The sequence below is a fragment of the Streptomyces sp. NPDC003300 genome, from assembly GCF_040610915.1.
GTDB lineage: Bacteria > Actinomycetota > Actinomycetes > Streptomycetales > Streptomycetaceae > Actinacidiphila.
Window position 1 is genome coordinate 35,938 of record NZ_JBEXNE010000016.1, and the last position, 14,599, is coordinate 50,536.

The 14,599-nt window shown below is 73.9% G+C and carries 6 protein-coding genes and 1 pseudogene; 2 read left to right on the forward strand and 5 right to left on the reverse strand.

Going from position 1 to position 14,599, the window contains the following annotated elements:
- Positions 1 to 11 precede the first annotated feature (11 nt).
- The 5 genes from ABZX65_RS22860 to ABZX65_RS22880 form a co-directional block, all read right to left on the reverse strand.
- On the reverse strand, positions 12 to 1,046 hold the full coding sequence (locus ABZX65_RS22860) for a class I SAM-dependent methyltransferase (protein WP_355342946.1): 1,035 nt from the start codon (positions 1,044 to 1,046) through the stop codon (positions 12 to 14).
- Between the two features lie 166 nt (positions 1,047 to 1,212).
- Positions 1,213 to 2,136, reverse strand: coding sequence for a carbohydrate ABC transporter permease (locus ABZX65_RS22865; protein WP_355343274.1), 924 nt, complete (start codon positions 2,134 to 2,136; stop codon positions 1,213 to 1,215).
- Between the two features lie 17 nt (positions 2,137 to 2,153).
- A complete protein-coding gene (locus tag ABZX65_RS22870) occupies positions 2,154 to 3,434 on the reverse strand; it encodes a sugar ABC transporter permease (protein ID WP_355343277.1) in 1,281 nt (426 codons plus the stop codon).
- Between the two features lie 129 nt (positions 3,435 to 3,563).
- Positions 3,564 to 4,964 (reverse strand): extracellular solute-binding protein, encoded by a 1,401-nt coding sequence (locus ABZX65_RS22875; RefSeq protein WP_355342949.1) that lies wholly within the window; start codon positions 4,962 to 4,964, stop codon positions 3,564 to 3,566.
- Between the two features lie 524 nt (positions 4,965 to 5,488).
- On the reverse strand, positions 5,489 to 8,755 hold the full coding sequence (locus ABZX65_RS22880; protein ID WP_355342952.1) for an FtsK/SpoIIIE domain-containing protein: 3,267 nt from the start codon (positions 8,753 to 8,755) through the stop codon (positions 5,489 to 5,491).
- Between the two features lie 742 nt (positions 8,756 to 9,497).
- Here ABZX65_RS22880 and ABZX65_RS22885 point away from each other — a divergent pair.
- Both ABZX65_RS22885 and ABZX65_RS22890 read left to right on the forward strand, forming a co-directional pair.
- Entirely contained in the window at positions 9,498 to 11,195 is a 1,698-nt protein-coding gene (locus tag ABZX65_RS22885) for a protein kinase (protein ID WP_355342955.1), read from the forward strand.
- Positions 11,196 to 12,539: 1,344 nt separating this feature from the next.
- Positions 12,540 to 13,805, forward strand: a pseudogene (locus ABZX65_RS22890) (serine/threonine-protein kinase); the annotation flags it as partial.
- Positions 13,806 to 14,599 lie beyond the last annotated feature (794 nt).

A 14,599-nucleotide genomic window follows, 5' to 3' on the forward strand; every position in this document is an offset into this window, starting at 1 on the left:
CGCGCCGCTGGTTACGCTCCGGCGCGTCGCGAGTCGCGGATCCGTACAAGTGCTTTGGTGATGATCGGCGGCAGGACGTTGACCAGCAGACGGCGCGCCCGGGAGCGGCGCGGCGCGGGGGCGGCGGGGGAGGCGGCCGTCGGGGCCTGCGACTCGGCCCGCCCGGCGGGCCCCGCGGTCCGCGCGGCGGCGGATTCGGCGTGCTCAGCGGTCCGGGCCGCTGTCTGGGCCGCGGTCTGGCCTGCGGTCTGATCAGGGTCTTGTGCGGCGGCGGGCGCGTGCCGGGACGGCGGCTGCGACGGCGACACCGTACGGTCCCGGTCGCCCTTGACCCGCAGCAGCGGCGCGCCCGCCACCGTCTGCACCTCGTGCCACAGGTCGGCGCGGCCCGACACGTACGCCAGCAGCTCCGCGCGGATCTCGGCCGGATCCCCCCAGGTGGCGTACATCTTGCTCTCGGTCACGCAGATCGCGTGCAGCCCGCCGGAGGTGACCGCCTGCCAGACGGCGGCGGCCACGCCGGGACAGTGCGCCGAGCGGTAGTCGTCCAGCGCGACCACGCCGTGCGGGTGCAGCAGCTCGCGCGAGGTCTCGATGTCGGCGTGCACGTGCTCGTACAGGTGCGAGGCGTCGATGTGCGCGAACCGGCACGACACCGGCTGGACCCGGTCCCTGACCGTCGAGGACATGCCCTGGACGACCTCGGGCAGCTCGTCGTGGAAGGAGAGGTAATTGGCCTCGAACGAGTGACGGGTCAAGGTCGGGTACGACTTCTTCATCTCGGCGGAGTTGGCGTTGTCCTCGGCCGGGGCGTCGAACAGGTCGCAGACGGTGAAGGTGTCGCCCTCGCGCAGGTAACTCCCCATGAAGATGGCGCTCTTGCCGAGATAGGCGCCCACCTCCAGCAGGTCGCCGGGCTCGGTGCGGCTGACCTGCCGGGTCAGGAACCAGTCGAAGAGGACCTGGTCGACGGGGAAGAACCAGCCCTCGACCTGGGCCAGTTCGGTGGGCGCGGGAAGCCGGTCCTCGGCGGAGGTCATGGTCATGGGGGGATGTCCGTTCGGTACGGGTGTGGGGGGCGTCAGTGTAAAGCGCCCGACGCCCCCCGTTTCATACCGAATATCCCGCCGCCCCGCGCGTGCGCCGCTCCCCGGTGGCCACCCGGTGGCTCCCGGGCGGCTGTTGGACGGCCGCTGGACGGCTCCGTGGCGGCTACTTGACGGCGCCCGCCATCACACCGGACACGAACTGCCGCTGGAAGGCGAAGAAGACCACCAGCGGGACCACCATCGACACGAAGGCGCCGGGCGCCAGGATGTCGATGTTGTTGCCGAACTGCCGTACCTGCTGCTGGAGGGCGACCGTGATCGGCTGCGCGTCGCTGTTGGCGAAGATCAGCGCGACCAGCATGTCGTTCCACACCCACAGGAACTGGAAGATGCCCAGCGACGCGATGGCCGGGCCGCCCAGCGGCATGACCACCCGCACGAACAGCCGGATCTCGCCCGCGCCGTCCAGCCGCGCGGCCTCCAGCAGCTCGCGCGGGATCTCCGCGAAGAAGTTGCGGAGCAGGAAGATCGCGAAGGGCAGTCCGAACGCGGTGTGGAAGAGCACCACACCGGAGATGTCACCGAAGATCCCGATGTCGCCGAAGAGCCGCGCGACCGGGATCAGCGCCACCTGCACCGGCACCACCAGCATCGCCACCACGGCGATGAACCACCAGTCGCGGCCCGGGAACTCCATCCAGGCGAAGGCGTAACCGGCGAGCGAGCCGATCACCACGACCAGCAGCGTCGCGGGCACGGTGATCAGCGCGGTGTTCACCAGCGAGTCGGTGATCGCGTGATTGTCCAGCAGCGTGCGGTAGTTGGAGACCGTCAGCTCCGACGGCGAGGTGAAGACCTTCCACCAGCCGCTGGCCGAGATGTCGCTCGGCGTACGCAGCGACGACAGCAGCAGCCCGATCGTCGGCATCAGCCAGAACAGCGCCACCACCAGCAGGAAGACCCGTACCAGGCCGCCGCTCGCGCGGGCCGCGATCCGCGCGGCCACACTCTCCTTCGGCCTCGGCGCGGCCTCGGGCACCGCGTCGCCCTTCGCCGCCTGGCCGCCCGTCTCAGGACCGCCCGCCATGGCGGCCGATTCCGCGCTCATCGCCGTCCCTCCCTGCGCAGCCGCCGGATGTTGAAGATCATGACCGGCAGGACCAGCAGCAGCAGGATCACACCGATCGCGCTGCCCACCCCCTGGTTGTCGCCGCCGCCGAAGGACGACAGATAGAGCTGGAGGGCCAGGACGTTCGCGTCCGACTGGGTGTTGCCGGGCGCGATGATGTACACGAGGTCGAAGATCTTCAGCACGTTGATCATCAGCGTGACCGTGACGACCACCAGGACCGGGGCCAGCAGCGGCACGGTGATCCGGCGGAACACCTGCCACTCGTTGGCGCCGTCCACCCGCGCCTGTTCCATCAGCTCCCGCGGCACCCCGGCCAGACCGGCCGCGATCAGCACCATCGCGAAGCCCGCCCACATCCAGATGTAGCTGCCGATGATCGACGGCGTGATCAGATTCGGGCCGAGCCAGTTGACGCCGTTGTACTTGCCGGAGAAGTTCGAGGCGGGCAGCCGCAGTTGGGCCCCGGCGGCGGACGCGGGCAGCTTGTACGTGCCGTCCTTCCCGGACTTCGCCGTCGCCACCACCTTGCCGTCCTTGACCGCCTGCACCTTCACACCGGACAGCGCCTTCTCGCCCGGATCGATCACACCGGGCTTCCCGGTGCCGCCGGGCCTGAAGTCCAGCCATACGGTGCCGGTCACCGAATCCGGCTGCGAGGGCGCGGGCTTGGCGTCCACGGCGTTCGAGGGCAGCTTGTTCTGCGGGATGCCGATCAGCGGCAGATCCGCGGGACTGCCCTGCCGGGCCGTGGACTTGGTGGTGAAGGAGCCGCCCGCGCTCGGCGCGAGATCGCCGCCGGGCCGCGGCCTGGCGCCCGGATAGGCCGCGTTGTCGGTGAACGTGTCATGGACCGCGACCACCACGGCGTTCGCGACGCCGCGCCCCGGGTCCTGCTCGTACACCAGCCGGAAGATGATCCCGGCCGCCAGCATCGAGATGGCCATCGGCATGAAGATGACCAGCTTGAACGCCGTGCTCCAGCGCACCCGTTCGGTGAGCACGGCGAAGACCAGACCGAGGGCGGTCGCCACGGTCGGCGCGACCACCACCCAGATCGCGTTGTTGCGCACGGCGGTGAGGATGCCGTGGTCGGTGAAGACCGTGCCGAAGTTCTTCAGACCGACGAAGGCGCTGCCGTCGGCGTCGAAGAGGCTGCGCTGGACGGTGTAGACGATCGGGTACACCACGAGCGCGCCCAGCAGGATCAGGGCGGGCAGCAGGAAGAGCGCGGCCACCCAGGGACGGGTGCCCATCAGGCTCCTGCGGCGGCCCGGTCCCTTGGTGGGCGGCCCGGGCAGAGGGCCGGGCGGCGGCGGCACCGTCACAGCGGTGCCGCCGCCTCCCGCCCCCGCGGCGGAGTCAGCCATCGGGGGCATCTCGCCTCAGTTCCCGTACGCCTTGGCGGCGTCCGCTTCGAGCTTGGCCTGCACGCCCGCGACATCGGACGGCTTGGAGAGGAAGTCCTGGAGGTCCTTCCACTCGCCCTGGCCCTTGGTCCCGCCGAAGGCGGCCGGAGCCTGGTCCGACATGTCGAAGCGGAAGTCGTCGCCCGCCGCGATCAGCGCCTGCGCGATGGACCGCTGCACGTCGTCCGGGTACGCCGCGAAGTCCAGCGACTTGTTCGGCGACAGGTAACCGCCGCCCTGCGCCCAGATCTTGGCCGCCTCCGGCGTCGCGATGTACGTCAGCAGCGCCTGCGCGGCCGGGCTGTCCTTCAGCGCCACGCCCACGTCACCGCCGCTGACCACCGGCGCCTTGCCGCTGCCCACCGCGGGGAACGGGAAGACCTTCGCGTCCGTGCCCACCTTCGCCTTGGTGTTGGCGGCGATGAACGCGGAGACGAAGTCGCCCTCGTAGACCATCGCGCCGGCCGGCGGGTTGCCGGTGAAGACCTGCGTCACCGACTTCGGGAAGTCGGCGGCGAGCGCGCCGCTGTTGCCGCCCGCGAGCAGGTCCTTCTTGCCGAAGAGCTGCCCGAGCGTGGTGAGCGCGTCCTTCACCGACGGGTCGGTCCACTTGATGGTGTGCGCGGCGAGCTGGTCGTACTTCTCGGGTCCGGCCTGCGAGAGGTAGATGTTCTCGAACCAGTCGGTGAGCGTCCAGCCGTCAGCGCCGCCCACCGAGACCGGCGCGGTGCCCGACTCGAAGACGGTCTCCGCGGTCTTCAGGAAGTCGTCCCAGGTCTTGGGCACCGAGGCGCCCGCGGTCTCGAAAGCCGCGCTGTTGTACCAGATCAGCGACTTGTTGGAGACCTTCGCGTAGATGCCGTACTGCTTGTCCTTCCACGCCCCGAGCTTCTGCCATCCGGGCGAGAAGTTCTTCTGGAGTTGCGCGGTCGCCTCGGGGCCCAGCGGCTTCAGCCAGCCCTTGTCGGCGAATTGGTGCAGTACGCCGTTCTGCGCGAGGAAGGCGACATCCGGCGGGGCGCCGCCCTCGATCTTCGTGCCGAGGAAGGTGGACTGGCTGTCGCCGGTCGGGACGAACGTCGATTTCGCTCCGGTGAGCTTGTCGAACTCGTCCAGCACCTTCTGGAAGTTCTTCTGCTCCGGCCCCGTCCACACGGCGGCCACTTCGAGCTTCTGCCCGTGCAGATCGGGCAGCTTGACCCCCGAGGCGGAACTCGTGGCGGACGCGCTCGGCGATTTCCCGCCGTCGTCCTTCTTGTCGCTGTCACCGCCGCACGCGGCGGCGGTCAACGCCAGCGCGGTCGCCGTCACTGTGGCGAGCGCTATGCGCGTAGTGCGGTTGTTTCGGCTGGTGCGCGGATTCTTCAGCGTACGCATCTGGCCATCCCCTCAGTCCCGTGGCGTCTGTCCTATGCCTTCGCGAACCCCAGCCGCAAGGGAGTACGGGGCTCCGTGACAGCTATCGTGACCATGACGTGATCTTGAGCCAAACGCTTTAACAGGGACGGCTGTTGGAATATCGCCGCTTGTCCGTCACGCGCCTCCCGAATGCCGGGGCACGGGTGTGCCGCATGACGGGGCGTTGGCCAACGCCCCGTCAAATCGGCCTATCCGCACGAGAATCGACGGACGGCGTGCGCGATGACCGTCGGAACATCGCAGATCAGCCGTCTGACGCGGGCCAGTTGACCGCCGTCCGCCACCTGACCGGTTCAGACCAATGACGGTTTCCGCCCGCCGGACGGAATCGGATCGCCGTGCGGGTACGAATTGGCGGACGGGGCAGGATCAGGGCATCCGCGTGAAATCCGCGCGCGGACGCTTCGGACGCTTCCGACGCGTCGGTACGGGCGGATTCGGCGGGATGCCCGTCCGACGGGCCGTCCGACGGGCGCGCGATGTCAGATCAGCGGGCCGGGGGCGGAACCCGGCGCGCTCGCGGACGCGGCGCCTTCCGCGGCGCGCGCGCCCGCCTCCTCGGGCGCCGACTCCGCCGCCCGCTGCAAGGCACTGGCCAGCAGGGCGAGATCGGTCGGGCCGTTGCCCAGCTCGCGGACCTGGCGGCGGGCCGGAGGATCGCCCATCCGCTCCCACTCCAGCGCCACGACGGTCGGCCGGAGCGTCGCCGTACGCGGGATACGGCCGCTGACCCGGCCCGCCTGGAACGCCGTCACCGCGCCGCCGGGCCGCCGCAGATAGCCGCGCCCCGGCACCGTGTCGTCGAGCCCCGCCGGGTCCTCGACATGCACCAGCAGCGCCGCGGACTCCGCGTCCGGCATGCGCAGCGCGATCCGCAGCCGGGACCGCTCGTCGGCCTCGGTGGCCGCCGTACGCTCCGGGCGGCCGGTCGACGCGATGAGGTGCACACCGAGCCGCGCGCCCTCCCTGGCGACCGCCTCCAGCGCCCGGACGACACTGCCCGCCGCCGGTCTGCCGGTGCTGCCGAGACCGGGCGCGACCAGCTCGTCGAAGTCGTCCACGACCACCACGAGCCGGGGCAGCACGGGCTGGGTCCGCGCCGTCACCGCGCCCTGACCGGTGGGCTTGCGCGCCCCCGTCTCACCGGCGCGCGCCTCGTTCCGTCCGTCGGACCGGCCGCCTTGGTGCGGCCCGCCCTGGTGCGGCACGGTCGCGGCGACCAGCCGGTCCCCGTGCCAGGCCGCGAAGTCCTGCCCGTCGAGCAGCTCCGCGCGCCGCTTCAGCTCCGCGCCGAGCGCCTGCGCGAACTCCCGCATCCGCAACGGGTCCGAGGCCACCAGATGCGTGCTCACATGCGGCAGGTCGGCGCAGGCGCGCAGGCCCTCGCCGCGGTCCTGCCCCGCCCCGTCCACCAGCACCAGGGACAGCCGCTCGGGGCGGTCGCCCGCCGCGAGCGCCGCCGCGACCGACCGCAGCAGCTCCGTCTTGCCCGAGCCCGGCGCGCCGCCGACCATCGCGTGCGGCCCCTCGGTCACCAGGTCCACCGCGACCCGGCCGCCCGCGCCGACGCCCAGGACGGCCGTCGCCGCCCCGACCGCCGCGGGGGCCGCCGCCCACCGGTCGGCGATCTTCGCGGGCGTGGCCAGCGCCAGGTCCAGCTCGTCGAGCAGCCGTACGGTGCCGGGCAGCGCGTGCCGCGAACGGGCGCCGGACACCTCGCCGTCGGCCTCGCGCAGCGGCGCCAGGGCGCGCGCGAAATGCTCGGCCCACGCGGCCGACACGGCGTCCAGCACGATCTCGTCGGCGGCCGGTTCCGGCGGCGCGCTCGCGGCGGCCGGGCCCGCGGGCTCGATCCGCAGCGTCGTCGCCACGTCGCCCGACAGCCGGGCCACCACCCCGGTGTCCACGGCGGGCCGCTCCCCGCTCTCGGCCAGGCACAGCACATGCACCCCGACCGAGGGTCCGGCGACAGCGATCCGCGCCACGGTCTGCCGCAGCGTCGTGGACCCCGGATCGCCGTCCACCACCAGGAGCGTGAAGGGCCCTTCGTACGAGGCCGCCGCCGCCGAAGCCGCCTCGGGGGTCGCGGCGGCCCAGCCCGCGCCCAGCGGACCCGCCTCCAGACGGCGCGCCAGCTCGCCGGTGCGCGCGTCCGCCTGGTCCCGGTCGAAGGCCAGCAGCAGCCGGCAGTCCTGGCCGTGCGCGGGGCGCAGATGCGGCAGCCAGTTCAGCCAGGACCACTCCTCGGCGCGCTGGTCGGCGGTGCGGGCGCGGTCGGCGCTCAGCATCACCAGCTCAAGAGCGGCGGGGGAGTGCAGCGCGCAGAGCTGTGCCAGGACGGCGCGCGCCAGACCCGCCAGCCGCGGCCGGGGCCCGGCCAGGGTCAGCGCGGCCGTCCGCGGCGCCAGCAGGTCCACGGTGAACGGCACGGCCGTCAGCAGCCGCGTCCCGTCCTCGGACGGCAGATCCGCCGTCCCCAGCCGTACGGTCAGCGCGTCCGGATGGCCGGGACCGCGCTCCCACAGCCGCCGCCCCGGGCCCAGCGCCGTCAGCAGGACGGCCGCGGGATCGGGCCACCGCTCCCGCAGCGACTCGGCCTCCCCGCCGTCCCCGTCGTCCGCGACGCCCTTCGCCGCGCCGAGCCGCCGCCGCGCCCAGGCCCCTATCGACCCGACGACGCCGCCGCCACCGGGGCGCCGCGCGCTGTCGAATCCGGGCGCCCGGCGCTCACCGGTGGCCCGGCGGCCACTGCCCAGGGGGGCGTCGTCCTCGTCGCCGTCGTCGCCGTACACGTCGGCGGCGGCGCCCGGCGCGTCGTACGGGGCGCCGGGCGTACGGCCGTAGGCGTCGGCCTCGGGTGCCGCCGGGGGACGGCTGTGCGCCGTGCCGGACGTACCCGCGCCGGGGAGGCCGTCCGGCCGCGTACCGCCGAAGGCACCGGGGCCGGTGGCGGCACCCGCGCCTGCGTCGACGGCCGCGCCCAGGGCCAGGCCCGCGCCGTGCGTGACGGTGGACGAGGGGTCGGCGACCGGGAGCGGCGCGGAGGGCTCGCGCAGCGAGACGCGCAGGTGCCCGTCGGCGTCGGGCTCGGCGGCGAGCGCGGAGGGCCCGGTGGGGCTTCCCGACTCCAGGCGGAGCGTCGACTCGCCGATCCGGAGCAGGGCGCCCGGGGGCAGCGCGAGGGGGCGGGGGCCGACGGGCCGCCCGGCGAGGGTGGTGCCGTTGGTCGAGTCGAGGTCGGCGACGGTGATGAGCCCGTCCGCGCCGAAGGCGACCTCGCAGTGCAGACGGGAGACGTCCGGGTCGTCGAGCGGCACGTCGGCGTCGGCCGAGCGGCCGATCCTGGCCTGGCCGCCCTGGAGCAGGTGCACACCGCCCGCGTCGGGGCCGCCGACCACATGCAGCCTGGCCGTCTCGGCGGGCGGCTGCCCGTACTGCCCGAACCGGCCGTACTGACCGTGGTCCGCGACATGGCCGCCGCGCTGCTCCGCGGGCGCGTGCAGCGAGAGCAGGGCGCCGTCCACCAGGGGCGGCACGCCCAGCGGCGTGGTCGGCGCGAGCCGCAGCGTCCCGGCGAAGAGCGCGACGGACGCCCCGGCGGACCTGCCCGGCTGCCCGGACCCGGCCGCGGAGGCGAGGGCACCGGCCACCGCGCCCAGCGTGGTCCCCGCGGGCGCGGTGATGAGCACGTCGCAGGCGCGCACGGCCCGACCGCTGCGCGGCCCGAGGACGGTCAGCCGGATCTGCATCTCGTCCGCGCTCCCCTTCTGCCCTGACCCGCGGCGGGAAGTCCCCTCCCCGGCCGCGCGCGGGCGCGTCGACACGTACAAGCACGAGCGGTGGAGCCCCCGTTGCCCCAACCGGACCGTACGGGTGCATCCTCCCACCCGCCACTGACACCCCGTCCCCGGTCCCGCCCCGAGTGATCTTGAAAGTACGGCAGATGATCATCCCGCGACGGAAACCGTCCGGAAAGAGCGCCGCATCCGACCGGAAAGCCGCCGCTCGCGGCCGATCGCCGCCACAAACCGGGCGCGGGCCCTCCGTGCGCGATTCACCGCGCGCCACGGCACATGCCCGTGACACCACGTGACGCAACCAACAGCCCGGTCCTCGCGTCCTAGGTCGGACAACTGTTCTCGGACGTTCTCGGGCGTTCCCGGACCATCCGCGGGCCCTCGCCGGGCCGTCGTCCGGCCGACGGCGGGCTGGCGGCGGGCCGGCGGCGGGCCGGCGGCGGGTCGTGGGCGGGCCGGCGGCGGGTCGTGGGCGTGACACCGGGCACGGCACGGAACGCCGGACGGAACGCCGGACGGAACGCGGCACGGGCCGATTCCCGTGGCGCGGCCAGGACGCGGGTCCGCCCGGCGGCACTACGCTTGGCCGGAATCAGGGCGAGCCCGCCATGAGTACGGCCATGAGCACCGCCGCGCACGTGCCGGCGGCGCGCATGGTCAGGGCGGACACACTACGGAGCAGGGAGCGCATGACGTGCGGCCGGTAGGCAGCAAGTACCTCCTGGAGGAACCGCTGGGACGCGGCGCCACGGGCACCGTCTGGCGTGGCCAGGTGCGCGGCGAGCAGGGCAGCGCCGTCGCCGTCAAGGTGCTCAAGGAAGAGCTGGCCGGCGACCCGGACGTGGTGATGCGCTTCCTGCGCGAGCGTTCCGTGCTGGTCCGGCTGCGCCACCCGCACATCGTCCGGGTCCGCGACCTGGTCGTCGAGGGCGATCTGCTCGCCCTGGTGATGGACCTGATCGACGGCCCCGACCTGCACCGCTACCTGCGGGAGAACGGGCCGTTCAGCCCGGTCGGCGCCGCACTGCTCACCGCGGCCGTCGCCGACGCGCTCGCCGCCAGCCACGCCGACGGCGTCGTGCACCGCGACCTCAAGCCCGCCAATGTGCTGCTCGCCACGGTCACCGGCGAGGACGGCAATCCGCAGATGCACCCGATGCTGACCGACTTCGGCATCGCGCGGCTCGCGGACTCGCCGGGCCTCACCCGTACCCACGAATTCGTCGGCACCCCCGCCTACATCGCGCCGGAGTCCGCGCAGGGCCGCCCGCAGACCTCGGCCGTGGACGTCTACGGCGCGGGCATCCTGCTGTACGAGCTGGTCACCGGGCGTCCGCCGTTCCGCGGCGACAGCGCCATCGAAGTGCTCCAGGCGCACCTCAACCAGGAGCCGCGCCGCCCCACGACCGTGCCGGAACCGCTGTGGACGGTGATAGAGCGCTGCCTGCGCAAGGAGCCGGGGCAGCGGCCCAGCGCCGAGAACCTGGCCCGCGCGCTGCGCGTGGTCGCCGCGGGCATCGGCGTGCACTCCTCGCCCGCCGCGGCCGAGGCGGCCTTCGCCGTCGGCGGCCTCCTGGCGCCCGACGCGACGCCGACGCTGGTCCCCGGCACCGGCCAGGGCTCCGCCTCCGCCTCCGGAGACGCGGAGCCGACCCAGGTGCTGCCCTCCCGCCAGGGCGCGACGCCTTCCACCTACGACCCGAACGCCTCCACCACCGAACTGCCCGGCGACCCCGGCCCCGGCGGTGCCGCCGCCGAGGGCACCCGCGTCCTGCCGCCCATCCCGGACGAGGGCCCCGGCACCCCCCAGGGCCCGCACCCGTGGGAATCCCAGCTCAGCGCCCTGCGGCACCGCAACGAGCAGACCGAGCTGCGCTACCTTTCCCCCGAACAGGACCCCCTGCGCCGCGAGCCGCGCCGCCGCCCCCAGCCCCAACCCCAACAGCCCCCGCGCCAGCCGCACCAGGGCCAGGGGCAGGGTCGCCAGGGCCAGGGCCAGGGCCAGGGTCGGGGGCAGCAGGGCGGACAGGGCTACGCGCAGCCGTACCAGCAGCCCCAGCAGCAGCGCCCTCAGCCCCCACAGCCGCGCTACCAACAGCCGCAGCCGCAACGCTACGAGCCCCAGCGCCCGCCCGCCCCCGCGCCCGAGCCCCGCCAACGCGAGCCCCGCCAGCGCAGCGCCAACCCCATGAAGATCCCGGGCCTCGGCTGCCTCAAGGGCTGCCTCACCGTCATCCTCGTGATCGTCGTCATCTTCGTCGTCGTCTGGTACACCACCCCCCTCCCCGACTGGGTCAACAGCACCCGCAACCTCTGGGACGCCTCCTCCGGCTGGGTCAGCACCGTCTACGACAAAATCTCCTCGATCACGGGCGACTCCAACGGCAACTAACGGGCTCCGCCCGCCGGTTGACGCCGGGGTGCGCCGCCGGGGTGCGTTTGCGCAGGGGCTGCGCCCTTACGGCAGCGCTGGGCGGTGGGGTTCGCCGCTCGGGTGCGTTTACGCAGGTGGGGTTCGCCGGTAGCCAGCGAGCCGAAGGCGGCGCCGGTGTTGAAAGGGAGAACGCGCACAGCGACCGAGGAACGAGGGAGCGAGCACGATCGACCGTCGACACCGGATTTAAGCCGCCGGAGGCGAGAGGGCGGCAAAAAAGGGGATCGCGGTGAGCTGACGCAAGAGGGCTCGCACGCACGGTGAGGATGCGCGAGGCGGCTCCCCGCGCGGTGGGCTCCCGCAGAAGGGCTCCCACGCGCGGTTCGCCGTGGGTGGGTGCCGTCTCGCGCGGGCTCACCGTATGCGCGAACCCCCTCCCGTCGGCTCAGCGTTGCGGGTGAGGTTAGGTGGGTGCCGTCTCGCGCGGGCTCACCGTCCGCGCGAACCCCTTACCGTCGGCTCAGCGTTGCGGTGAGGGTAGGTGGGTGCCGTCCTGTGTGGGCTCACCGTCGTGCGAACCGCCTCTCGCATCCTCACCCTGCGGGGGAGCCGTCCTTTCTATGCGCACCCCGATCCCCTTTTTTTTGCCGCCCTTCCGCCTCCGGGCGCTTAGACCCGGTGTCGACAGTCGATCGTGCTCGTTCCCTCGTTCCTCGGTCACTGTGCGCGTTCTCCTTTTCAACACCGGCGCGCCCTTCGGCTCCATGGCTACCGGCGAACCCACCTGCGCAGCCGTACCGCAGGGGCGCAGCCTCTCGCGCAACCGGACCCCAGCGGCGAACCCCCCTGCGCACTCGCGCCCCACCGGCGAACCCTCCTGCGTAGCAGCGACCTTGGGGCGCAGCCCCTCGTGCAACCGGACCCCAGCGGCGAACCGTCCTGCGCGGCGGTGACCTGGCGGCGAACCCTCCTGCGCACCCGCGCCCCACCGGCGAACCCTCCTGCTTAGCAGCGACCTTGGGGCGCAGCCTCCTGCGCAACCGGACCCCAGCGGCGAACTCCCACCCCGCAGCCGCGCCCACCCCGCAGCCGCGCCCACCCCGCAGCCGCGCCCACCCCCTGCGCACCCACCCCCCCGGCACCCACCCCCGCCGCACCCCCCGCACCCACCCCCGAAGGCGGCGCCCTCTCGGCGAGGCACCCTTGCACCGGTGGGGTGCTTGGGGTGGGGATTTGTCGACTTCTGGAGGGTGATTTCTGTGGCGGAACGGCGCGTGAGGGGGCTCGCGTACCCCGAACGGCCCCTGATCCGCGTAGCTTTGTCGCCAACACGACGGACTGTCGGAGGAGTCGGAGCAAGCCTTGGCCAGGAAGATCGGCAGCCGGTACACCGCGCACCAGGTGCTCGGGCGGGGGTCCGCGGGCACGGTGTGGCTCGGCGAGGGCCCCGAGGGCCCGGTCGCCATCAAGCTGCTGCGCGAGGACCTCGCCTCCGACCAGGACCTCGTCGGCCGCTTCGTGCAGGAGCGCACGGCGCTGCTCTCCCTGGACCATCCGCACATCGTCGGCATCCGCGACCTCGTGGTGGACGGCACCGACCTCGCCCTGGTGATGGACCTGGTCCGCGGCACCGACCTGCGCTCGCGGCTGGAACGCGAGCGGCGCCTGGTGCCGGAGGCCGCCGTCGCGATCGCCGCGGACGTGGCGGACGGGCTGGCCGCCGCGCACGCGGCGGGCGTGGTCCACCGCGACGTGAAGCCGGAGAACGTGCTGCTGGACTCGGCCGTGGCCACGGGCCCCGGCGGCGCGCCGCCCGCGCTGCTCACCGACTTCGGCATCGCGCGGCTGGTCGACACCCCGCGCCGCACCCGTGCCACCCGGATCATCGGCACCCCCGACTACCTGGCCCCGGAGATCATCGAGGGCCTGCCGCCGCGCGCGTCGGTCGACATCTACGCGCTGGCCACCGTGCTGTACGAACTCCTCGCGGGGTTCACGCCGTTCGGCGGCGGCCACCCCGGCGCGGTGCTGCGCCGGCACGTCACCGAGACCGTCGCGCCGCTGCCCGGTCTGACCGACGACCTGTGGCGGATTCTCGCGGCCTGCCTGGCCAAGGCCCCCGCCTCGCGGCTGACCGCGGGCGAGCTGGCCACCCGGCTGAGGGACCTGCTGCCGCACCTCGCGGGCCTGCCCGCGCTCGATGTCGCCGCCCCCGGCACTGACGACGGCGGACCGGGCGCGGACGACCAGGACACGTACGACGACGGCTTCGCCGACCTGCCGCCCGGTGCACCGGAACCGCCCCGCGGCCCCGGCGCCGACCGCCCGCGCGGCGCCGTACCGCTGGTCAGGGGCGCCGCGCCGGACTCCAGCCGGGACACCCACACCAGCATCAAGCTGCCCACGGCGGAGGAGCTGGCCGGTTACGGGGCCGCCTCCCGCAACGGCAAGGGCAGCAAGGCGGCCCGCGACAGCCAGCGCCGCGCCTCGGCGCCGGGCCGCCCGGCCAGCCCCCGGCACCGCGCGGTCTCCGACGCCGTGCGCCAGCGCCGGATCAAGTTCGCCGCCGCGGCCGCCGCCGCGCTCGCCGTCGCGGGCATCGGCGGCTGGGGGATCGCCACCGCGGGCTCCGGCTCGGGCAACGACTCCGGCGGCACCTCGCGGGACGACGCCCCGCCCAGCCCGACGCCGACCGCCACCCGCGGCACCCCGACCGCGCCCACCGCGGGCGCCGCCTCCCCGCAGGGCCGCACCGGCGCGCCCGTCACGCTCCCGCAGTGGTCGTCGTACAAGGACGTACCGGCCGCGGGCGTCAAGCTGCTCGGCGGCCCGCGCGCCCTCACCATGGACGGCGCCACGTACGTCTTCGCCCGCGGCGCCGACAAGAACGTCTGGTACGTGATCCGGGACGGCTCCGGTTACGGCGCGTGGCACAAGCTCACCGGGATAAGCGTGGACGACGACCCGGCGGTGGCGTCCGCGCACGCCGGGCGGATCGACCTGTTCGGGCTCGGCACCGACGGGCTGCTCTACCGCCGCACGCTGACCGACGGCTACTGGAACGCCTGGTCGCAGGTGGACGAGCGGACCCGCTTCGACGCGGCGCCCGCCGCCGCGTCCTCGGAGTCCGGCCGGATCGACCTGGTCGGACGGGTCGGCGGCGACCTGGTGACCGCCTCGCTGGTCGGCGACCGCTGGAACGCCTGGGCGCTGGTGCCCACCGCGGGCCGGATCACCTCGGCCCCCGCGCTGATCTCCCGGTCCCGCGGCTCCCTGGACGCCTTCGTGGTCCGCAAGGCCGACGGCGCCGTGCTGCGGCTGCCGTACTCCGGCGGCGCCTGGCGGCCCAGCGAGGTCATCAAGGGCCTGGACACCTCCGCGCGCCCCGACGCGGTCGCCGCCTCGGGCCGGCTCTTCGCCTT